Origin of the sequence: Nonomuraea sp. NPDC050394, assembly GCF_044459065.1 — a bacterium.
Taxonomy (GTDB): domain Bacteria; phylum Actinomycetota; class Actinomycetes; order Streptosporangiales; family Streptosporangiaceae; genus Nonomuraea.
Window position 1 is genome coordinate 502,057 of record NZ_JBITIO010000007.1, and the last position, 21,119, is coordinate 523,175.

The 21,119-nt window shown below is 69.1% G+C and carries 23 protein-coding genes; 12 read left to right on the plus strand and 11 right to left on the minus strand.

Translation table 11 applies throughout. The annotated features are described in order from the left end of the window. Nucleotides 1-3: 3 nt before the first annotated feature. From ACIBKY_RS28855 to ACIBKY_RS28865, 3 genes are all read right to left on the minus strand, one after another. Entirely contained in the window at nt 4-1,347 is a 1,344-nt protein-coding gene (locus tag ACIBKY_RS28855) for a protein kinase (protein ID WP_397101269.1), read from the minus strand. After that, a complete protein-coding gene (locus tag ACIBKY_RS28860; RefSeq protein WP_397101271.1) occupies nt 1,344-2,078 on the minus strand; it encodes a hypothetical protein in 735 nt (244 codons plus the stop codon). The genes ACIBKY_RS28855 and ACIBKY_RS28860 overlap by 4 nt, the downstream gene beginning before the upstream one ends. Before the next feature lie 176 nt (nt 2,079-2,254). Then, a complete protein-coding gene (locus tag ACIBKY_RS28865; protein WP_397101273.1) occupies nt 2,255-2,386 on the minus strand; it encodes a hypothetical protein in 132 nt (43 codons plus the stop codon). Between the two features lie 278 nt (nt 2,387-2,664). Between ACIBKY_RS28865 and ACIBKY_RS28870 the strand changes: the two genes are divergently transcribed. Next, the gene (locus ACIBKY_RS28870) at nt 2,665-2,892 is read left to right on the plus strand and encodes a hypothetical protein (protein WP_397101275.1); all 228 of its coding nucleotides are present in this window, start codon (nt 2,665-2,667) and stop codon (nt 2,890-2,892) included. A 329-nt stretch (nt 2,893-3,221) separates the two neighbouring features. Continuing rightward, on the plus strand, nt 3,222-3,704 hold the full coding sequence (locus tag ACIBKY_RS28875; protein WP_397101329.1) for a pentapeptide repeat-containing protein: 483 nt from the start codon (nt 3,222-3,224) through the stop codon (nt 3,702-3,704). On the opposite strand, the gene ACIBKY_RS28880 is transcribed toward ACIBKY_RS28875, so the two are convergent. Both ACIBKY_RS28880 and ACIBKY_RS28885 read right to left on the minus strand, forming a co-directional pair. Then, nucleotides 3,646-3,888 carry a hypothetical protein gene (locus tag ACIBKY_RS28880; protein WP_397101277.1) on the minus strand — a complete coding sequence of 81 codons (243 nt, stop codon included), beginning with the start codon at nt 3,886-3,888 and terminating at the stop codon, nt 3,646-3,648. The two genes, ACIBKY_RS28875 and ACIBKY_RS28880, sit on opposite strands and share 59 nt — an antisense overlap. Next, complete coding sequence (locus ACIBKY_RS28885; RefSeq protein ID WP_397101279.1) at nt 3,885-4,202, minus strand: PQQ-dependent sugar dehydrogenase; 318 nt, start codon at nt 4,200-4,202, stop codon at nt 3,885-3,887. Before ACIBKY_RS28885 ends, ACIBKY_RS28880 begins: the two co-directional genes overlap by 4 nt. 93 nt (nt 4,203-4,295) lie before the next feature. Between ACIBKY_RS28885 and ACIBKY_RS28890 the strand changes: the two genes are divergently transcribed. The 5 genes from ACIBKY_RS28890 (at nt 4,296) to ACIBKY_RS28910 (ending at nt 8,221) form a co-directional block, all read left to right on the plus strand. After that, nucleotides 4,296-5,645 (plus strand): MFS transporter, encoded by a 1,350-nt coding sequence (locus ACIBKY_RS28890; protein WP_397101281.1) that lies wholly within the window; start codon nt 4,296-4,298, stop codon nt 5,643-5,645. After that, nucleotides 5,642-6,469, plus strand: a complete 828-nt coding sequence (locus tag ACIBKY_RS28895) for a carbohydrate deacetylase (RefSeq protein WP_397101283.1) — start codon at nt 5,642-5,644, stop codon at nt 6,467-6,469. The genes ACIBKY_RS28890 and ACIBKY_RS28895 overlap by 4 nt, the downstream gene beginning before the upstream one ends. Before the next feature lie 354 nt (nt 6,470-6,823). Beyond that, complete coding sequence (locus tag ACIBKY_RS28900; RefSeq protein WP_397101285.1) at nt 6,824-7,123, plus strand: hypothetical protein; 300 nt, start codon at nt 6,824-6,826, stop codon at nt 7,121-7,123. A 131-nt stretch (nt 7,124-7,254) separates the two neighbouring features. Beyond that, nucleotides 7,255-7,479 carry a hypothetical protein gene (locus ACIBKY_RS28905; protein ID WP_397101287.1) on the plus strand — a complete coding sequence of 75 codons (225 nt, stop codon included), beginning with the start codon at nt 7,255-7,257 and terminating at the stop codon, nt 7,477-7,479. Between the two features lie 91 nt (nt 7,480-7,570). After that, nucleotides 7,571-8,221, plus strand: a complete 651-nt coding sequence (locus ACIBKY_RS28910; RefSeq protein ID WP_397101289.1) for a CatA-like O-acetyltransferase — start codon at nt 7,571-7,573, stop codon at nt 8,219-8,221. A gap of 170 nt (nt 8,222-8,391) precedes the next feature. Here the strand turns inward: ACIBKY_RS28910 and ACIBKY_RS28915 are convergent, their stop codons facing one another. Further along, nucleotides 8,392-9,600: an FAD-dependent monooxygenase gene (locus ACIBKY_RS28915; RefSeq protein ID WP_397101291.1), complete on the minus strand. Its 1,209-nt coding sequence runs from the start codon at nt 9,598-9,600 to the stop codon at nt 8,392-8,394. 81 nt (nt 9,601-9,681) lie between these two features. On the opposite strand from ACIBKY_RS28915, the gene ACIBKY_RS28920 reads away from it, so the two are divergent. Together ACIBKY_RS28920 and ACIBKY_RS28925 are read left to right on the plus strand one after the other, a co-directional pair. Continuing rightward, on the plus strand, nt 9,682-10,314 hold the full coding sequence (locus ACIBKY_RS28920; RefSeq protein WP_397101293.1) for a TetR/AcrR family transcriptional regulator: 633 nt from the start codon (nt 9,682-9,684) through the stop codon (nt 10,312-10,314). Nucleotides 10,315-10,758: 444 nt separating this feature from the next. Further along, nucleotides 10,759-11,382: a dihydrofolate reductase family protein gene (locus ACIBKY_RS28925; RefSeq protein WP_397101295.1), complete on the plus strand. Its 624-nt coding sequence runs from the start codon at nt 10,759-10,761 to the stop codon at nt 11,380-11,382. 230 nt (nt 11,383-11,612) lie between these two features. On the opposite strand, the gene ACIBKY_RS28930 is transcribed toward ACIBKY_RS28925, so the two are convergent. Genes ACIBKY_RS28930 through ACIBKY_RS28945 form a run of 4 tightly spaced genes read right to left on the minus strand, consistent with a single transcriptional unit; the run spans nt 11,613 to nt 15,604 of the window. Next, the gene (locus tag ACIBKY_RS28930; RefSeq protein ID WP_397101297.1) at nt 11,613-12,794 is read right to left on the minus strand and encodes a cytochrome P450; all 1,182 of its coding nucleotides are present in this window, start codon (nt 12,792-12,794) and stop codon (nt 11,613-11,615) included. Further along, nucleotides 12,791-13,927 carry an NAD(P)/FAD-dependent oxidoreductase gene (locus tag ACIBKY_RS28935; protein ID WP_397101299.1) on the minus strand — a complete coding sequence of 379 codons (1,137 nt, stop codon included), beginning with the start codon at nt 13,925-13,927 and terminating at the stop codon, nt 12,791-12,793. Before ACIBKY_RS28935 ends, ACIBKY_RS28930 begins: the two co-directional genes overlap by 4 nt. Next, nucleotides 13,924-14,118 (minus strand): ferredoxin, encoded by a 195-nt coding sequence (locus tag ACIBKY_RS28940; protein ID WP_397101301.1) that lies wholly within the window; start codon nt 14,116-14,118, stop codon nt 13,924-13,926. Before ACIBKY_RS28940 ends, ACIBKY_RS28935 begins: the two co-directional genes overlap by 4 nt. Beyond that, nucleotides 14,108-15,604: an MFS transporter gene (locus tag ACIBKY_RS28945; RefSeq protein ID WP_397101303.1), complete on the minus strand. Its 1,497-nt coding sequence runs from the start codon at nt 15,602-15,604 to the stop codon at nt 14,108-14,110. Before ACIBKY_RS28945 ends, ACIBKY_RS28940 begins: the two co-directional genes overlap by 11 nt. A 124-nt stretch (nt 15,605-15,728) precedes the next feature. On the opposite strand from ACIBKY_RS28945, the gene ACIBKY_RS28950 reads away from it, so the two are divergent. Then, on the plus strand, nt 15,729-16,466 hold the full coding sequence (locus ACIBKY_RS28950; RefSeq protein ID WP_397101305.1) for a TetR/AcrR family transcriptional regulator: 738 nt from the start codon (nt 15,729-15,731) through the stop codon (nt 16,464-16,466). Nucleotides 16,467-16,659: 193 nt separating this feature from the next. Continuing rightward, on the plus strand, nt 16,660-17,112 hold the full coding sequence (locus tag ACIBKY_RS28955) for a hypothetical protein (protein WP_397101307.1): 453 nt from the start codon (nt 16,660-16,662) through the stop codon (nt 17,110-17,112). A 48-nt stretch (nt 17,113-17,160) separates the two neighbouring features. Here ACIBKY_RS28955 and ACIBKY_RS28960 read toward each other — a convergent pair whose 3' ends face one another. After that, nucleotides 17,161-17,754, minus strand: coding sequence for a TetR/AcrR family transcriptional regulator (locus ACIBKY_RS28960; RefSeq protein ID WP_397101309.1), 594 nt, complete (start codon nt 17,752-17,754; stop codon nt 17,161-17,163). 107 nt (nt 17,755-17,861) lie between these two features. Between ACIBKY_RS28960 and ACIBKY_RS28965 the strand changes: the two genes are divergently transcribed. Beyond that, nucleotides 17,862-20,126, plus strand: a complete 2,265-nt coding sequence (locus tag ACIBKY_RS28965) for a DPP IV N-terminal domain-containing protein (protein WP_397101311.1) — start codon at nt 17,862-17,864, stop codon at nt 20,124-20,126. Nucleotides 20,127-21,119 lie beyond the last annotated feature (993 nt).

Genomic DNA, 21,119 nt, shown 5'->3' on the forward strand with positions numbered 1-21,119 from the left:
TGGTCAGCAGCGGGTGAGCCACTGGTGAGAGCGCGCCATGTAGGTGCCGGCGAGATTGCCCTGCGCGTGGACCGAGGTGCAGCCCTTGCGGCGCTGATGGTCGCGCTCCATGTAGAAGGCCAGGGCATGGTAGGGGTCCAGCTCGTTCGCGTTGTTGAACACCGACTTGACCGGCTGGGTCAGCGCCCACGCACAACGCCCCGGCCCGGCCGCCCAGTCCTCACTGGCCTCCGTCCAGCTGCACATCTCACCCTTGCCGTCGTTCTCCGAGAAGAAACACGCGCTGTTCTCGGGACAGCGGTAATACCCGGTCGTCCCGGGCGGCTCCCGCAGACCCGCGGCGCCGAAGCCCGCGAGCGCGCCGACGACCAGCGCGGCGGCGGTGACCATCAGGAGCCGCGGACGCCGGCGCCGCCTCGGGGTGGTCGCGGCGGCGGCGGACGCCACGCGGGGCAGCAGGGCCGCGCTCGTGTGCGCGGCGCGCTCCTCGTGGGTACGCGCCAGGCAGTCGCGCACGATCTGCCGCCAGGGCTCGGGGAGATCCGGGGACAGCCGGAGCCGTTCGGCACCCCGGCCGTAGGCCTGCACGGCGTCCCGGCGGGCACTCGGCGTACCGCCGGGAAACGGGTGTGCGCCGGTCAGGAGGAGATGGGCCATGATCCCGAACGCCCAGACGTCCGCGCTGGGCCGGATGACCTGGCCCCGCTCGCCGATCTCGGACCAGAGCAGCTCCGGCGCGGTGTAGTCGGGGGTGGAGAACGCGGGCGCGTAGGCGTGCGTACCCTCCATCTCGGCGGCCAGGTTGAAGTCGCCGAGCCGTACCGAACCGTCCGCCATGAGCAGCACGTTGCCCGGCTTGAGATCCCCGTGCACCCACCCGGCGGCGTGCAGGTCGGCCAGGCCCTCACAGACCTGCGCGAGCACCATGGGACCGCCCGGCACCGGCGCGGGCGCGACGAGCGAGAGGAGGGAGATCAGCGCGGCCAGCGAGCTCTCCGCGCGTTCCAGCACGAGGACGGTGGCGCCGTCCAGTTCCGGCTGTCCGGCGTCGTCGACGACCAGGGTCTGGAACATCCGGATCAGGCGCGGGCGGTCAACAGAGCGGTGGAGCTCCACCTCGCGACGGACCAGGTCCTGGTAGTGGCGTAGCCGGCGCGGTGTGCCCGTGCCCGTGGGCAGGAACTTCAGCGCCGCCATCGCGGGCAGCTCGTCATGCGCTCCCACGCGGTGCGCGAGATACACGCTGCTGAACGCGCCGGTGGCCAGCGGATGGCGTACCTCCCAGTCGCCGACCCGATAGCCGGAAGGGACCGATACGGCGAAGGGCCCGTCCGGCTCCCCGATCACGGTGCGGCCCCGTCCAGCAGCGCCAGGTCGTCCTCGCCGACCAGGTCGAACCGCAGGGCCAGCGAGACGAGGGTCGCCTTCTTGCTGTTCAGCCGGGATCCGCGGTTCGCGGTCTCCGGTGCCGGCTTCAGCCGTAACTTGACGGCCAGGTAGTCGATGTTCCACTGCACGGACGCCCGTGACGCGTCCGGCCACGTGGATCGCAGGCGCCGCACCAGCTGCTCCACGGTCGGCGGCGGTGTGTGCAGCTCGCCCCGCAGCCGCGACTCGCACAGCGCCACCAGGACCAGGAAGTACCGCGTGCCTCGGTCCAGCGGGAACGCCGGTGCGGTGAGCGCGCCCGCCAGCTCGCGATCATCGGCGGTGCGGTAGTCGTGCCGCGGCGCCCACACGTCGAACCCGAGCAGTTCCTCCCCCGCGGGCAGCACCACCCTGGAGAACTCGAACGGCACCGGCGCCTCGGCCCGTCCCGGAGCGATCTTGATGTGCTCACCCGCGCCCTCGGGGTTCTCCACCACGTACGTCTGGCGACGGCTCAGATTGCTCAGCGTCCAGAACGTGCCGGTCGCCGTGACCTCTCCGGCGACCCGGGACACCCCGCCGTGGGCGATCGTCAGGTGGGCGCCGGTCCCCGACGGAGCCCGCCCGAAGACCAGCGTCTCCCCCTGCGCCAGCCGGATCTGCTCATCCGGCCCCGCGCAGCCCCCGGGCACGACGATGATGCTGAACATCCACAGCCCCTTCCCCTGTGCCGTGCGGCGAGCGGCGGACCGTCCGGCCCTCAGGGGAATGACACCTTCACTCACCTCTGGTCCGCTTCAGAGTAGCCGTGGAGATCGACCGCGCCACCGTTACCTCAAGCATCGGTCCCGAGGCCCGGGGACGTTACCGCTCGGCTGACGGCGGGTCAGAACTCCGCGATGCGGATGTTGCGGAACGAGACGGTGTCGCCCGTTCCGTGGTTCCGCATGCCGACGTGCCCGTCCTTCGGCGAGCGCGCCGGGCCGGCGTTGGTGTAGCGCGGTCCCGGACGCGACATCGTCGGCGATGGTCGTGTATCTGGCCACGTGTCCCCCCGAGCTCTGGCTCGGGCCGGGAGTATGCCAATCCACTTACGCCGCTCGGGGTTGACGCGCCTCCGGCGTCCGTGTGACCATCGGGCTGCCGGGCGGAAGCCTGCCCGGAAACAGAAGACCTCGACGGCTCTGCCGGACGAGGTCTTTGTCATTTCTGGCCCCGGCCGGTCCGAGACACCTCGGACCGGGCGGGGCTTTCGCATGCCCCAGGAACCGACCCGAAACGACGAAGGCAGGAGCGATGATGACAACAACGGTGGTAGCCATCATGGCGGGGACGGTGGTGATGTTGGCCCTGATCGCAGGAGTGGTAGTGATCGCCTGGCGGGCGCTGAGCCGCTGTACGCCTGAACAGGTGGCCAATGTACTCGCGACCCTCGACCGGCTGGCCAGAACCATGCTCCTCAACCGGCGCCAGCCCCAGCTATCGGCTTACCAGGCATCGCGCGAAACGGAGAACACGAGGTGAAGGCCGCTCGCCGTCCTCCACCATCGGAATCGCCTGCGATCAGCCGGGTAGCTGAGGATGACGCCATCCGGTCGGTCGTCCGCGACATCGTCGCCATCCTCTACTCGTGCCCCCGAAAGATATGGGATGACACCATCGACGCCGTCACGACGGGCGACAGTTCGTCGGCGGCTCTGTCATGGCTCCAGGGTGACGCACTTTCGTCCTGGCTCTACGCTCGCGCGTCCTCCCTCGGTGACATCAACTTCAAGCTCGTGGCCGAGGTGACGAGAATGACGTTCGTAACCCTCCACCCACGAATACCGAGGATCGACCCGCCGGAAATCTACATGGCGGTAAGCCACCTCATTCCGCCACTTGAGCCGGGAGCCTTCGTTCTCGACCTGTGTGGGGTGGATCTCCGGCGCGCGGACCTCTCCTGCCGGAGATTGGTCGGCGCGGACCTGACCGGGGCGAACCTGTCCAGAGCCAACCTGTCCAGAGCAGACCTGAGCCAGGCCGATCTCTGTGGGGCGAACCTTTCCCAGGCGCGACTGGATCATGCGGTCCTTGATCACGCGGAGTGGAACACTGCCACGATCTGGCCCGCACCTGTAAACGCCTGGATCAGATCAATCGGAGCGTGGGACGTACCGAGCGATGCGACAGGGGATGAACGCCGCCTCCCGCAGGTCGGTCCGTACCTCACCAAAGGCGGAGCGGGACGGCGCCGTGGACGACGGCGGGCCAATCCGGGCCTCACCGCCAGGAGTCCTACGCCTGGATCACCATCCGAGGACTCCCCGCCGCTCCCGGCACCGGAGCACCCGTGAGCGTGTTCGGCTTGTTCTGCAGCGCGAACCGCGCCGGGAACGAGCCGAGCGCGCCCCGCCCCGGGCGCGGCTCCGGGAACACCTCGGGCGGCACATGGGCGAGCACCACCCGCATGGCCAGATCGATGTCCAAGCTGCAACGGGAGTCCGCCGGCAGGACCGTGCCGGGCTTGGACCGGATCACCAGCCCGGTCTCCTCGTGGCCACGTCCGGCGTCCAGCCGGCCTTGACGGTGAGCCTCGGCAGCCGGTTCACGCCCTGCCGGGCGCTCCAGTCCGCGCCGGTCGCGGGAGCGTCCCCGGCGGGAGTGGACAGTAGGGGCGCGTAGGAGAGATAGATCGTGCGATTGCCGGCGAAGCCGGGGTCGGCGGCGACCCCTCGCAGCCCTTCCTCGTCGTGGTTGTAGACGCTGAGGGCGCCCAGAACCTTGGTGTCTCCGGGCCGGAGCGTCCCGTCACGGGCGGTGTGGATCACCGGCAGGTCGGGCAGGACGGCCATGCTCCGGCATGTGGTGCTCTTTCGCCTCACGTCCCGGGTGGGACAAAATCAGGGTTCTCCGTCGAGTGTCGGCATCGACAAGGGGATGAGCACGTGACCCAGCCCGGTATGGCCGCCGCCCCGGGGCGGACTCCCGCGTGGCGCTACGCCATCGGGATGTTCGGCACCTCGATCCCGATCAACATGATCAAGGGATCGATGATCTTCTTCTACGTCGACATCCTCGGCCTCGACGTCCGCGCGTACGGCGTGGTCATGGTCATCTACGCGGTCATCGACGCGCTCGACAACCCGCTGCTCGGCCACCTCTCCGACCGCACCAGAAGCCGGTTCGGCCGGCGTCGCCCATGGCTGCTCGTCGGCGCGCCGATGCTCGCGGCCTGCATGATCGCCTTCTTCTCCGCGCCCAGCTCACTGGAGGGCATCGGCCTCGTCCTGTGGTTCGCGGTGTTCGCGATCCTGTGCGAGGCGTTCGACTCGATGCTCAACGCCAACTACGGCGCCCTGCTCCCCGAGCTGTATCCGCGCGAGCGCGACCGCGCCGTCGCCAACAGCCTGCGCCAGGGCTTCCAGCTCGTGGCCCTGGTGATCTCGCTCGCGGTCACCCCCTTGCTCACGACACAGGTGTTCGGCACCGAGAAGTCCACCGAAGGCTTCCAGATCACCGCGATCATCTACGGCGCCATCGCCGTCGTCGTGATCGTGTTCATGGCGCTCAGCGCGCGCGAGAACCCCCGCTACTCCACGCGGGAGAGACTGCTGCCCAGCCTGTGGTCCATCGTCCGCAACCCGGTGTTCTGGAAGGTCGGGCTCACCGGCGCCTGCTACGGGGCGGCCATGGCGCTCGTCCTGGCCGGCATCCAGCTGTACGTGCGCTACTCGCTCGGGCTCCCGGTCGCCAACGCGCTCTACCTCCAGGGCATCGTCATCCTCATCTCCGCCCTCGGCCTCGTCGTGTGGACGCGCGTCGTCGCGCGCCGCGGCGCCCTGTGGGCCTGGCGCCTGTCCTTCGCGATCCTCGCCGCCAGCTTCGCCGCCCTGTTCTTCGCCACCGACCTCGTCACGGCCGTCGCCGCGGGCGCGCTCGTCGGCGCCGGATGGTCGGGCATGCTCGCGACGAACGACCTCATCGTCGCGCGGGTGCTGGACGCCGACGCCGCGCACAACGGCGAGCACCGCGAAGGCCTCTTCCTGTCCGCGTTCGGCTTCTTCGGCCGCCTGAACGGCATCGTGACGGGACTCGCGCTCACCTCGCTGGGCGTGTTCTTCGGCTACAACTCCGGCGCCGACCCCGGATCTGACCCCGGCTTCGCGTTCCGCGTGTACCTGTGCGTGTACCCGTTCGTCCTGACCACGATCGGCGCGATGGCCGCACGGTTCATCTCGTTCCCGCTCGAACCGTCACCCGAGCCCAGCTCGCCCCGCCCGGAGGAAAGCCGGTGACCCGTCGCGTCGTCATCACGGCCGACGACCTCGGCCGCGAGGCCGGGACGACGGAGGTCATCATCGCCCTGCTCGCCGAGGGCCAGGTCAGCGCGACAACCCTCATCCCCGTCTCACCCCTCGCCGATCAGGCCGCCGCCCAGGTCCGCGACCTCGGCGTCGTACCGCGCCTGCACGTGACGCTCACCAGCGAGCACGGCCTCCCGCGCTGGCGCCCCCTCAACGGCGCGGCCACCCTCGCCGACCCCGGCGGAACCCTCACCGACGACCCCTTCGCCCTCGGCGCACGGGGCGAGGCCGAGGACGTCATCCGGGAAGCGGACGCGCAGCTGCGCTGGATGCGCGACCGCGACCTCCCGCCCGTGGCCGCCGACTCCCACTCCGGCACCCTGTACGGCCTGCACGGCCGATCATGGCTCGCCGCGGCGCTGGAGTGGTGCGCCCGCCACAGCCTGGCCTTCCGGCTGCCCCGAGACGCTGAGCCGTACTTCGGCGGTCCCCTTCCGCCGGAGTTGGCGGCGGCACACGAGAGCGCCGTGGCGTTCGCCGACACGCTCGGCGTGGCCATCCCGCAGACGATCGCGACCAACCGCCGGACCTTGTCCGAGCTCGGCTCCTACAAGCGGCTCCGGGATGACTATCTGCGCCGTCTCGCCGCCCTTCCCGAGGGGACGAGCGAGTTGTTCCTGCACCCGTCCCGCGAGGACGCGGTGAACGGACCGGACGGGGTCGTGCGCGCGTGGGAGACGCGATTGCTGCGTGATCCCGCATGGCACAAGGCCTTGGAGAGCGAGGCCGTCGAGGTCGTCGGGGGCTGGTGGTGAGAGGTTCTCTCACCACGACGTGAGCTGGAGGGTCACGAAGATCAGGCCGGCGGCCTGGTAGCTCAACCAGGGCCGGTGACGGCAGCGGCGGACGCCGTGCCGCGTGCGGGTCACCGGTGACGATCATGCCGGAGTTGTCCCGCAGGGCAGCCGAGCGCGGCCCGCTCGCTTCCGCTCGCCCTTCCGGGCGATCACCCGCATGGCCGGGATCGTCGTGTGCGCGGCGATCGCCGCCGCCCGATCGCAGTGAGATGCCTCTTGACGCCCACCTGTGGGCAGGATATTTCCTGTTTAGGAAAGTTTCCTAAGAGTAACCCGCGAGTCGGCCTTCGTACGAAACCGGAGGGAGCGCACATGAGGCTCAGGGAGCGAGTCGCGGCCATCTCCGCCGCGACCCTCAGCGCCGGCCTGGTGCTGAGCACCACCACACCGGCTCACGCCGTCCCCGACAACTGCACCGTGAACACGTATGGCGTCTGGATGGTCACGAGTACGTGCACCACCGGCACCGGAGAACACCGCGTCTCTGCCATCTACACCAACTCCGGCGGCCACCCGCAGTCGGCGACGGGGAACTGGGCGCCGGTGGGTGGCCTGTCCGTCGCCTATACCAGCGGTTACGTCACCAACTCGTGGGTGGAGAAGCGCGGCTGACCGGCGTCCTCCTGAGGCTCCGCCGCCCTCACCTACCAGCGCCGCGGCCACAACGAGCTGATCCTTCAGGGCGGTCACCCGCACGCCGGCACCTGGCACATGACCGTGCGACGGGTCACTTCGCCGCCTGGATGGACTCGCCCGACCTGTTCGCCGCACTGGCCAGGCACCAGCCCACCGGCCTCGACGAGACGATCACGCTGCTGAACGAGCTGGGCGCCACCGACATCACCGCCGAGACGGCCCGGCGCTGGCTCGCCACTTCGACCACCTCGCCTCCGGCGGATGGGACGACCCGCGATGACGACAGCCCAGCCTTCCGAGCCCAGGCCGCCATACCCGTTACTCAACAATAGGCAATGGCGCAAAATAGCGTATGAAGTGAGGCATCATCCCAACCGTCATAACCCATAGCCGCGCCGAGAAGGCACTGGCATGATCCATCACATGGATCATGCCCCCGAACCGCTCAACATGGACACGTGGCCGCGGCGACAGCACTTCCAACACTTCCGGCGCGTTCCCTGCACATACTCAATAACCTTCGAAATCGACGTCACCGCGTTCGTCGCCGCGCTGCGGCGATCACCGCGCAAGTCGTACATCGCGCAGGTCTGGGCGCTCGCCACGATCGTCAACCGGCACGATGAGTTCAAGATGTGCCTCACCGAGGAGGGCGCCCCGGCAGTATGGCCCGTCGTGCACCCGGCCTTTACGGTCTTCAACCCCGAACTCGAGACTTTCGCGGGCGTGTTCGCTGAATACGACCCCGATTTCGGCGCGTTCCACGAAGTCGCCGCCCCGCTGCTCACCAAACACAGTCAGGCCACCGAATTCGTTCCGCAAGGGTTCCGGCCCCCCAACGCCTTCGACATCTCCAGCGTCCCATGGGCGTCCTTCACCGCGTTAAACCTCAATATCGACAATGACTGGGACCACCTGTCGCCGATCTTCACGCTCGGTCGTTACATCGAGCGAGAGGGCCGTCTGCGACTTCCCGTCGCGGTGCAGGCGCATCACGCCGTGGCAGACGGATTCCACGTGACGCGCCTCATCAACGAGCTGGAGACCCTGGTTCAGGACACCAGCTGGCCCTGAGCTTGTCGTTCACGTTCTGGTCTTCGTGTTCGCGGCGTTCGTGACATTCCGGGTGGTGGCTGTGTTGCCGGTTATGTGGTGCGGCGGGGGCTTGATGCCTTTGCGGGGGCGAGCTGGGCGTTTGCAGCCCTCTCCTCCGCTTGGTGCACGCGAGTCTTACGATCTGCCTCTCAGGGGGTCCTTGGCTGGTAGTCCCGCACCGGGAAGGAGTCGAACAGCCGTACTCCCTTGGAGCTGAGGCCGGCCAGCCATCGGGTGAGTCCGCTGGGCAGGCTGGTGGCCAGTTCCGTGCCGTTCACCAGCAGGGTCAGACCCAGCCGGTGTGAGGGCAGCAACGTTTTCGCCATGCCGTTCGCGAATGCGCGGCTGCGCCGGACGAACTCCTGCAGTTCTGCCTGGTAGGCGGCGAACGCCTGGGTGTGATCGCCACCGGCCGCGGCCAGTTGCCCGGCGAGGACGTACGCCGACACCATGGCAAGGCTCGTGCTGGCCCCGATCGCCGGGCCGGGTGACAGTCCGGCGTCGCCGACCAGCACCACCCGGCCGCGTGACCACCTCTCCAGCCGGATCTGAGTGATGGAGTCGAAGTAGAAGGACGGGGTTCGGTCCAGTTCGGCGAGCCAGCGCGGAACGTGGCCGTCGAGGCCCGCGAAGTGTTCGCGGAGCAGGGTCTTCTGCCGGGCGATGTCGCGATGGTGGTAGTCGAGGGGGTGCTCGGTGCGGAACAGGAACAGCACACGGGCGTCGTCCAGATGGGCGGCGGTGTAGGCCATGGCGGTGCGGCCGACGTCGAAGTGGGCGATCATGTCGCCGTCGCGGGCCAGGTCGCGGGGCACGGAGATGACCGCCAGGTAGGCGCCGACCCAGTGGGTGAACTGGGATTCGGGCCCGAAGGCCAGGCGGCGGACGTTGGAGTGCAGCCCGTCGGCGCCGATCACCAGGTCGAACCGGCGCGGCTCACCCCGCTCGAAGGTGACCTCGCCGTCTTCGGATATGGAGGTGATGGAGTCGGCGAAGACGTACTCGGCCGTGTCGCGGGTGGCGTCGTAGAAGATCTCGCTGAGGTCGTCACGCATGATCTCGAGGTGCCGGTCGGAGACGGCCGTGAAGATCTTCGTGTTGTCGATCAGGGCGGGCCGCCTGACGCGGGGGCGGTAGGCGAGCGTGCGCTCGGTCGCGGTGGAACGCTTCTGAATCGCCGGGAGCACACCCATGCGTTCGGCGATGTCCAGGGCTGGGCGCCAGAGATCGACTGAGTGTCCTCCGGTCTTTCGCGGTTGCGGTGCGCGTTCCACCACGGTCACCTCGTAGCCGTACCGGGTCAGCCAGTAGGCCAGGGCGGGACCGGCGATGCTCGCACCGGAGATCAGGACTCGCATGGATCCTCCATCAATAAGTGACAGCATTCCCTCCGTTTCAGCATCCTATACGGAGGGTCTTGTTACACATATACTGGACCGGTGAACCCTGATCGCAAGCTCCGTGCCGACGCCCAGCTGAACCGCGAGCAGATCATCGCGGTGGCCCACGCCCTCATCGCCGAGCATGGTGCCGATGTGCCGATGGAGGAGGTGGCCCGCCGGGCCGGGGTGAGCACCGGCACCCTGTACCGCCGCTTCCCGAATCGGCACGAGCTGATCCGCGGGGTGGCGCTGAACAGCTTCCACCAAGTGATCGCCATCGCCAGAACAGCCGAGGACGAGGAGCCGGACGCCTGGGCGGCGCTGACGCGATTCGTCCGTGAAGCCGGCGGCGACCTGCGCCTGGCGGCGGGTCTGGCCATGCGCTTCGCCGGCACCTGGGCCACCCTTCGCGACGACCCGGAGAACCTCCGGCTACGCGCTCTCCTGCTGAAGATCCTCGACCGGCTCGTCCGCCACGCCCAGGCCGACGGCAAGGTTCGAAACGACGTCAGCGCCGCCGACCTCTCGATGATGATGGCCCTGCTCCTGCGGCCCATGCCCGGCCTGCAACCCGACCTCACCCCGGCCGGCGCCGGCCGCTACCTCGCCCTCATGCTCGAAGGCCTGCGCGCCCGCCCCGCAACCGACCCCCTCCCCGACCCGGAGATCACCCTCGCCGATCTCAGGTGAATCTTCCCGACCGGCTGCGGTCATTCACGGAACCAACCCGGTTGGCTGCTCCACTCCTACGCGCAGACCGATGAACGTCAGCGGAGACGAACGGCCAGACGAACGCGAGACCCGGACATGGCGGCGGAATCGGCGCCTGCCGGGAACGGTTCGCTGCTCGTTGGTCCTACGGTCGCCAGATGAACGCGCGTTGATCTTGTGGTGGCTTGCCGGCCAATGCGTGGGGGGCCATGAAGCACCCCCATGCACGTCGACGATTTGGGCGATCTTGGACGAAGACCGCGACCCTGATTACCCGGGAAGCGTGATGCCTTGCGGTTCGACGTCACCGCTTGGGGGGTGCGGTGGTGCGATGAGTTCCGCGGGTGAAGGTGGTCTATCTCAGGACCCTTGTAAGACGGGCCGGGAGTCACCCGGCCGAGCGATATCCAGAGGAGGACCCTCATGGGCAAGGTCTTCAGCCACATGACGATGTCGTTGGACGGATACATCGCACAACCGGATGACCAGGTCGGCGAGCTGTTCGACTGGTATGAGGCCGGAGACGTGGTCGTGCCGAACCCGAACGAGGACATCTCGGTCAAGGTCGATGATGCGGGTGCGCAGGCGTGGCGGGAGCTGACCGAGAACACCGGCGCGCTCATCGCCGGCCGCCGCCTGTTCGACATCGCCGGTGGCTGGAACGACAAGCATCCGGCCGGCGCACCCGTGGTCGTGGTCACGCACCGCCCGCCCGCGGATGCCGCCGAGAAGTGGCCGACCACGACGTTCGTCGACGGAGTCGAGGCGGCGATCGATCGGGCGCGGGAGATCGCCGGTGACCGGAACGTCACGATCGCCAGTGCGAACGTGACCCAGCAGGCACTCGCTCTCGGCCTGGTGGACGAGGTGTGCGTCAGCCTCGTACCGGTGCTGTTCGGCGAGGGCATCCCGTACTTCTCGAAGATCGAGGGTGGACACCTGCTGCTCGACGACCCGATCGTCATCCAGGGCCGGCGCGCCTTGCACCTGCGGTATCCGGTCCGTCGCCAGCCTCCGTCCGGGGCCGGTCGGCCGCTGCCCGCGTGATCATGGCGCGTTGCTCACCTGAACGGCAGGCCGACGGGCCGGGCGGCGCCCCGGGCAGGACCCCTGGACCAGGCAAAAGCCCACCCCAGGGGACCATCACTCGAAGGGCGTTCAGTCAGTCCGAGGCACATGGCTGTAGGACTGTGCGCGGCCGCAGGTCCTGCTCGCTCGCCGTATCTCCTGACCGCCGGCCGGTCCGTGAGGTGATCGGATCGCTCGTCGTGCCGCGGCTAGAAGGTGACCGGTAGTGCGCGTACGCCGTAGACGTTGGAGTCGGTACGCATCGGAACGTCCTCTGGCGCTACGGCCAGCCGCAGGCCGGGGAAGCGGGTGAGCAGGGCGGGAAGGGCGGTGCGTAGTTCGACGCGGGCCAGTTGCTGACCGATGCATTGGTGGATGCCGTGGGCGAAGGCCAGGTGGCCGGTGGCCTGGCGGTTCAGGTCGAGGGTGTCGGGGTTGGGGAACTTGGCCGGGTCGCGGTTGGCGGCGTTGGCCGCGAGGACCACCGTTTCGCCCTTTTTGATCAGGTGGCCGTTCAGTTCGACGTCTTGCAAGGCGGCGCGGATGCCGGTGTGGGCGATGGTCAGGTAGCGCAGTAGTTCCTCTACCGCCTTGTCGGCGAGGCCGGGGTTCTCGCGCAGTGCGGTGAGCTGGGCGGGGTGCTGGAGCAGGGCGAAGGTGCCGAGGGCGATCATGTTGGCGGTGGTGTCGAGGCCGGCTCCAAGGAGCAGGGTGCCGATGCCGGTGAGCTCTTCGTCGGTCAGGTCGGTGTCGGTCAGGTCGCTGAGCACGTCGTCGGTCGGGTCGGCCCGTTTGGCGCGGACGAGTTCGCCGATGTATTCGCTGAGTGCGGCGAAGGCGGTGAACTGCTTTTCCGGGGTGGAGGCGGCGATGCCGTCGGCGGCTTGGCGGCGGAAGGTGTCGCGGTCGGCGTACGGCACGCCGAGGACCTCGCAGATCATGATCGCGGGGATGGGTTGTGCGTAGGCCTGGAGCAGGTCGAGCGGTGGGCCGTGCTGTCGCATGGCGTCCAGGTGCTCGGCGGTGACCTCTTCGACGCGGCCGGTGAGCTGCCGCATCCGGCGGACGGTGAACTGGCCGGTCAGCAGCTTGCGGTAGCGGGTGTGCCCGGGGGCGTCCATGCCGGACAGGTCTCCGACGGGGGCCGGGGGCATCAGGCCCGACCCGGCGGGGACGAGGGGGTGGTGCATCAGCTCGTAGCGGGAGGTGAAGCGGGGGTCGGCTAGCACTTCGCGGACCAGGGAGTGGCTGGTCACCAGCCAGCCCTGGTGACCGTCGGCGAAGGCCAGCCGGGCGATCGGCCGCTGCTCGCGCAGGCTCGCCAGTTCCGCCGGGGGATCGAAGGGGCATCGCGCGAGGCGCTCGTGGGGGAAGGTCACTGACTCGGTCATCGCGTTCTCCTTGGTTCGAAGGTGTGGGCGCGCAGGGTGAGGAGCTCGCGCGGGCTGTTCCACCCGAGCAGTCCGACCATCCGGCCGTCGTTGCGGTAGGCGACGACGAACCGGTCGCCGGTGAGTGAGCCGTGCTCGACGGTGATCTCGGCGTCGGCCGGGTGGATCCCGTACGCCTGGATCTTGGTGGTGAACTGGTCGCTCCAGAAGTACGGGATCGGGGCGTAGGGCCGGTCGGCGCCGAGCAGGTTGCGGGCTACGGCGTTCGCGTGTTCGACGGCGTTGAGGCGGTGTTCGAGCCGCATCCGGGTGCCGAACGCCGCGTTGTGCCAGCTGGCGACGTCGCCGGCGGCGTACACGGCCGGTGCGGCGCGGCCGCGCTCGTCGCACTCGACGCCGTCGCCGAGCGGGAGCCCGGAGCCGGTCAGCCAGCCGGTCGCGGGAGTGCAGCCGATGGCCGCGACGACCAGGTCGGCCTGGACGGTCCGGCCGTCGTGCAGCTCCACGCCGGACGGCGTCACGCGCCGTACCTTCGTGGTGGTGCGCACGATGACGCCGTGTTCCCGGTGCAGGTGTGCGACGCGGGCGCCGAGCCGGAGGCCGAGCTGGTGGGCCATCGGCTGGGGAGCCGGATCGATCAGTGTGACGTCGCAGCCGAGGGTGCGGGCGGTGGCGGCGACCTCCGCGCCGAGGAAGCCGGCGCCGATCACCGCCAGGCGGGGCAGCCGCCGGAGGGCCGCGCGTAGCCGTAGCGCGTCATCCAGGGTGCGCAGCGCGAGCACGTGGGGCCACGGCGGGCGGCGGGGGGAGACGCCGGTGGCGATGATCAGGCCGTCGTAGGCGAGCCTCTCCTCGCGCAGGAGAACGGCCTTGCCGGGCAGGTCCACGGCGGTGGCCGCCCGTCCCAGCCGGAGGTCCACGCCGAGGCTGGCGTAGTGGGCGGCGTCGAAGGGCCGGACGCGCTCGGGTTCCCAGGTTCCCGCGAGCACCTGTTTGGACAGCGGCGGCCGGTCGTAGGGCAGGTGTGGTTCAGCGCCCACCAGGGTGAGCTGCCCGTCATAGCCCTCCCACCTCAGCGTCTGGGCGGCGGAGAGCCCGGCGGTGGAGGCGCCGACGATCACGATCCGGTTCATTCGGTGACCTTGATCGCCCTGGCGGGGCAGACCTGGGCCGCCTCGCGGGTCGCCTCCCGGAGCTCGGGGGCGGGCTCCGGGCTCAGGAGCACCACGAGGCCGTCGTCGTCGCGTTGGTCGAAGACGTCGGGTGCGAGCAGGACGCACTGGCCGGCGCCGATACAGGCGGGAATGTCCACGTCAACGTGCATGATGGAGTTCCTTCGAGCTCGGCGCTCCGGCCGAGCGGTCGCGGATGAGGAGGAAGGCCAGGACGGCTCCGGCCACCGCGAGGACGCCTCCGGCGATGGAGGTGATGGACATCGCGGTGGTGAACGCGTCGCGTGCGGTCTCGGCCAGGGCGGTGTCGGCGGTGCGGGCGGCGACGCCGAGGGCGTCGCCGATGGAGGCGCGTGCCCGCTCGGTGGCCGTGAGGGGCATGGCCGAGGTGTACGCCGAGGCCAGCACACTGCCCAGGACGGCGACGCCGAGGGCGCTGCCGGCCTGCTGCATGGTGTCGTTGAGCGCGGATCCGACTCCTGCGTGCTCGTGCGGGACCGCGCCCATCAGTGCCGCCACGGCCGCGGGCTGGGCCAGCCCGGTTCCCGTGCCGAACAGGATCAGGGCGGTGACCACGCTTCCGTAGCCGTCCCCGCCCGAGGTGACGGCCAGGAAGGCGAACCCCGCGGCCAGCACCGCGATCCCGATGACGGTCAGGGGGCGGTTGCCGATCCGGTTCCCGAGCGCGCCGCCGACGGCGTTGGCGGCGATGGTGGCCAGTGCCATGGGGGCGATCGCCATACCGGCCTGGGTCGGGGTGTAGCCAAGGACGAACTGCAGGTGCTGCGGCACCGCGAGCAGCAGTCCCGCGGTGCCCACCTGGACCAGGACCAGGGCCAGGCTGCCGCCGGTGAAGTCGCGTTGGCGGAAGAGCGCGAGGGGCATCATGGGGTACGGCGTGCGGGCCTGCCAGAGTACGAACGTGACCATGGCCACCGTCCCCACCCCGAGCGCGGTGAGGATGAGCGGGTGGGCCAGGCCGTAGCGGGGAAGCTCGATGATCGCCCAGACCAGCGCGCTCATGCCGAGCGCGGACAGGATCACGCCCGGCGGGTCGGCTTTGCGGGCGGGGGCCTTGGACTCCGGCATCCACGCGAGCGCGGCGATGATCGCCACGATGGCGATGGGGACGTTGATGAGGAACACCGAGCCCCACCAGAACTTCGCGATCAACGCGCCGCCCAGCACCGGGCCGCCGATCACGCCGAGCATCAGGGCCGAACTCCAGATGGAGGTCGCTCGGCGGCGTTCGTCGTCGTCGAAGACGGTGATGAGGATCGACAGGGTGCTGGGCATGACGAGTGCGCCGCCGAGGCCCATCAGGATCCGGCCGATGATCAGCTGGCCGGGAGTGGTGGCGTAGGTGGCCAGGGCGGAGGCGGCGCCGAAGACCACCAGACCGATGATCATGACGCGGCGGCGGCCGTAGCGGTCGGACAGGCTGCCGGCGGTCAGCAGCAGCCCGGCGAAGACCAGGATGTAGGACGCGGTGATCCACTGGATGTCCTGGGCGCCGGCGCCGAGGTCGCGGGTGAGCGTCGGGATCGCCACGGTGAGTACGCCGTTGTCGACGACCAGGACCAGCGTGCACAGGCACAGGACGGTCAGGATCAGCCAGCGCCGGGGATGTCGTTCCATCCCGGACACCTCCTTCTCGAACGATGTATGGATAGTTGAACGCTGTTAGAAGCTGTCAACACCGTACACGAAGTTTTACGTCGTTCAACAGGGGGCTATGCTTGGCCGGGACAGAGGAGGTCGTATGTCAGCCGATGACCAGCCGTTCGCCTCGGTGTGGACCCGGCCACGCCGCGCACGGCGGACCAAGCCGGAGCTGAGCCGCGAGCAGATCGTGTCCGAGGCGATCCGGTTGCTCGACGAGGAGGGCATCGACGCGCTGACGATGCGCCGGCTCGGCAGCCGGCTCGGCGCCGTCGCCCCGGCGCTCTACTACCACGTGGGCAGCAAGGACGAACTTCTCGAACTGGTCGTGGACCAGATCTACGGCGAGATCGAAGTTCCCGGGCCGCCGGCCGACTGGCGCAGCGGCGCCGTCCGCACCGCGAACAGCCTGCGCTCGGTGATCCTGCGGCATCCGTGGTTCGCCTCGGTGATCGGCCAGGCGGGCCTGGTCTTCCTCGGGCCCAGCATGATGCGCGCCTCGGAGGACATCCTCGCCCTGTTCGAACGCGGCGGCTTCACGCTGGAGCAGGCCGACCACGCGCTGAACACGCTCATCGCCTACGTGCTCGGCACGGCGATCAGCGAAGCCGCGTACCTGACGATGCTGGCCCGCAGCGGACAGTCCGCGCACGACGTGGCCGAGCGGTTGTGGCCCGCGGCCCAGCAGGCGGCGCAGCCGTACCCGCGCCTGAGCAAGCTGTACGCCACGCGCCCGGGAAAGAGCCCGCACAGCGCCGGCGACGAGGACTTCGAGCGCCGCCTCGCCCTGTTCCTGGACAGCCTGCAGAGCTGGCTCACCCCCGCGAGCGGCCATTGACCACAGGGCGGTCTCGAACACTTCGGCGATGACCTCGCGAAGCTCCTTGCCGCCGTCGGCGCCGCTCACCTCAACCCGCTTTGAACTTAGATCAAATCGACGCTACGGTGTTGAACAAAGTTCAAACTCTGGTGTGAGGAGACCCCTTGTGTTCGTCGTTGCCACCCTTCAATTCCTGACAGCCCTGACGTACGTGATCGTTCCGCTTGCCGGCCACCGGTACGGCACCGCCGCCCAGCACGCGGCCGAAGCCGAGGTCCGGCGCCAGGGCCACCTTCCCGCCATCCTGGCAAAGCACGGCCTCGACTTCACCGCCGGCATCGCCAGCGTGGCGGTCTCGGTGCTGATCGCCGCGGTCCTGGCGGCGCTCGCCGTACTGAACCTCGGTGGCCAGCCGCTGTTCACCTGGATCCTGCAGCCCATCCTGCTGATCGCCGGCGGCTTCGTCACCACCACTCAGGTCTTCGTCGACCGCTATGTGGAGAGCGCCCTCCGCAGGTCCAACGTCACCACCATCGACACCAAGGCGCTGATGGGGGCGGCCAAGGGGGTCTTCCCCGGCTGGTTCCGGCCCTTGGTCATGACCCGCTTTCTCCTGACGACGGCGGGCTCCCTGGCCATCCTCCTTTCGCTGGCGACCTCCTGACCCGGCCATGGAGGCTCTGGGGCGAAGGTTGGAGCGATCAGCTGTAGGTCAGCCGGCGCGAGTGGGACTTATGGCCCGCATGACGAGTGCGATGAGCCTTTCCAGGTAGGCGTCGTCGGGCAGTGGATAATGCAGGGCCTGCCGCCGGTAGATCGGTGAGTGAAGGACGTCAAGCGCCACCTCGAGATCGGCGTCGGGGGCGAGTTCCCCGTTCTCTCGCGCCTTGGTCATGCGCTCCTCCAGCTGGGCGACCCGGTGGTCGATCAGCCTTGCGCGCAACTGCCGGGCGAGGTGCGCGTCGAGCTGGCTTTCGGCGAGCAAGCCGGTGAAGGCCGGGCCGAGATGTGGATCGCGGAAGACGCCCAGGATGCCGCCGAGCCAGGCGTGCAGGTCGGCTGCCAGGTCGCCGGTGTCGGGGAACGTCTCGGGAATGGGAGCCGCCTCGTCGACCGCCTCCAGGAGGATCGCACTTTTGGCGGGCCACCACCGGTAGATGGTCGCCTTGCTGACACCCGCGCGGGCGGCGATGGCATCGACGGTCGCCGCGGCGTATCCCCGCTCCACACATATCTCCAGAGCCGCGGCGAGGGTCGCCCTGCGGCTTCGGTCCCGGCGACGGTCCGGGTTCGGGGTTCGTGTCATGCCCACACCCTAAACGAAACGTATCGTTTTGACATACCGGCACGTCCGCTGCCATCCTCGAAACGAAACGATTCGTTTTTGTATCCCAATGACATGGAGTGATCACGGTGGACAGAACCCGATACGAAGCAGCCGAGCGCCTGCTCCGGCACAACCGGGCGGCGCTGACGCGCGGTGGCAAGATCAATCCTCAGTGGGACGGCGCCCGCTTCTGGTACACGGTGGACACCCGTGACGGGAGGCGCTTCATCCTCGTGGACCCCGCCGCCGGATCCCGTGCGCCCGCCTTCGACCACCACCGTCTGGCAGCCGCGCTGGCGGCGGCATCCGGGCAGGAAGTAAGCCCGGACGCGCTGCCGTTCTCCGGCATCGAGCTGGGTGCGGACGCGGTCGAGTTCTTCGCCTTCGGCTCCTTCTGGCGCTGCCGGCTGGACACCTACACGTGTGCGCCCACTCCCCGGGACACCGCCCACGGCGCCGGCTTCCTGGAAGTGCCGTCCCCGGACGGCAAGCTCGTGGCGTTCCTGCGCGGACACGACCTGTGGGCGCGTTCGGTGGCCGACGGCCGCGAATGGTCCCTGACCACCGACGGCCAGGAGGACAACGAGTACGGCGCCACGCCGTTCGCCCCGTCGGTGCTGCCGCACAAGCTCGGGTTGCACAGCCACCTGCCACCCGCCCTGGCCTGGTCCCCCGACTCGACACGCGTGCTGACCCACCGCACCGACCAGCGCGCGGTCCGCCGTACCCAGATCATGGAGGCGCTGCCGGCTGACGGCGGCGTCCCGCGGCCGATCACGCAGCGCTACGCCTACCCCGGCGACACCCACATGTCGCAAGGGGAGTTCGTGGTGATCGACGCCGCGACCGGCCACGTCGTCAAGGCCCGCACGGCTCCCGAACCCATGCCGCTGATGTCGCCGATCGCCTCGGGCTGGGCCTGGTGGGCCCAAGACGGGTCGGCCGTGTACTACCTGAGCCAGCCCCGTGACCAGCGCTCCCTGCACCTGAACCGGCTCGACCCGTCGACCGGGCAGGTGAGGACGGTGCTGAGCGAGAGCGGCCCGACCCGCGTGGAGCCCAGCCAGACGGGGACGGCGCCGATCGTCCATATCCTGTCCGGCGGGGCGCAGGTGCTGTGGTACTCACAGCGCGACGGCTGGGGCCACCTCTACCTGTACGACGCGCACACCGGCACGCCGATCCGGCAAGTCACCTCGGGAGCCTGGGCGGTGCAGCGCATCCTGCACGTGGACGAAACGGCGCGCGAGGTCTACATCGCCGCCTCCGGCCTGGTCGCCGAGGACCCCTACCGCCAGTCCGTGTGCCGGGTGAGTCTCGACGGCACCGGCTTCGCCCGCATCACCGACGACGACCTGCACCACATGGTCACCGTCTCCCCCACGGGGGACTGCTTCATCGATTCGGCCTCCACCATCGAGCGCCCTCCGGTGACCACCGTGCGCGGATGGGACGGCCGGGTGCTGGTCGAACTGGAGCAGGCCGACATCACCCCGCTGCTGGCAACCGGCTGGACCCCGCCGCAACGGTTCCGGGCCATGGCCGCCGACGGCGTCACCGACGTCTACGGGATCATCTACCGGCCGCACGACTTCGACCCCGGCCGCCGCTATCCGGTCATCGACCACGTCTACCCCGGCCCGCAGAGCACCCGGGTCTCACCCGCCTTCGACCCGGGGATCCTCGGCCAGGAAGCCGAGGTGCTGGCCGCGCTCGGCTTCGTCGTCATCGCCGTCGACGGGCGGGGAACCCCCGGCAGGGACAAGGCCTTCCACGACGCCTCCTACGGCAACCAGGCCGCCGCCGGCGGCATCGCCGATCACGTCGCCGCCCTCCGGCAGTTGGCGGCCACCCGCCCCTGGATGGACCTCGGCCGCGTCGGCGTCACCGGCCATTCCGGAGGCGGATTCGCCGCCGTCCGGGCCATGCTGGCCTTTCCCGACGTGTACAAGGTCGGTGTCGCCGAGTCGGGCAACCACGACACCCGCCTGTTCCACCTGCACTTCGCCGAAGCCTACGACGGCCAGGACCCCGCCGCCTGGGCTCGTTCGTCGAACGTGGAACTGGCCGGCCAGTTGGAGGGCAAGCTCTTGCTGATCCACGGCGGCGTGGACGACGTCGTCCACGTCCACCACTCACTCCGGCTCGCCGAACGGCTGATGGCGGCCGACAAGGACGTAGAACTCCTCGTGGTCCCCGGCGCCGAGCACTTCTATATCGGCTACGAGCACCACGTCAACCGGCGCAAGTGGGACTTCCTCCTCCGCAACCTCATGGGAATCGAGCCGCCGCCGCACCGCCTCACACCGGTCGCCCCCAGCATGGACGTGATCGTCAGCCTGTTCAGCTGACCGGTCTCAGGCTCGAGGCGGGAAGGTTGGGGCCCGGTGAACCTTCAGGAAGGCAGCGACCGCCTTGAGCAGGATGTGTGCGAGCAGGTTGTCGCGGATCGATCCGCCAGCCGATGGCCGTGTGGTCGGGGCTTCGGTCCACGAAGAGATCCACCTGATCCGTACCTCCGCCGCACCGCCGCCTGCCTCGCGGTCTTGCGCATCGAGGTATTCGCGACCTTCTTCGGTAGCCGCGGAATCGACGTCACGCTGCCGTAGAGCGTCATCGCCCGGCCGTTCGTCGGCGCCGTCCCGATCCGGCGGCTGCGTGCGGCCGCCGGATCCAGGTCCGGGTGTGACGCATTCTCTCGTCCGCGAGATACTCGCATCATCGACTCCGTGGTTTGGAACTCGGTGAGGGTGTAGACGGCCTCTCGTCGCCCGATGCATCAGGGAGCGCTGCTGGCGATGCACAGCGTCGTACGGCTAGCGCCATCGTGCCCGTCTACGCGTGGCATCCCATCACCGAACGCCACCGATCCCAGCACCACACCCGCAACTCTGGGAAACACAGCGCAAGCCACGCGCCGAAGGCGCACACGATCAAGGCGCCCGAGCGAAGCGAGGACCACTGACCCAGGGCTGGATCCAACCGCCCAACCACCCAGCCGGGCAACGGGTGGGACCCGCGGAGAACGCGCGAAGCACCATCAGGGGTCGGGCTTCAGCTCGACTGGAGAAACGCCTGGAACCCTAAAGAGCGAAGCGCGCCAATGTGAAAGACCTTGCCTGTGGACCTAATTGCCGCTTATTCGAACCTGGCGTCACAGGTGGCAGAGCTGCGTCACAAGATCGAACCCTCGGACAGGGCCAATCGCCTCTAGATCGTGCGGCTCGGCGACCCCTTCATTACGAGTGAGCCTTTTCCATCTTGATCAGCGGCCATCTTCAGCAGTCTGAAGTACGAGGATGGCCTGCACGATCGCGGTAGCTCGATGCGGGCAGCAGCGCAGT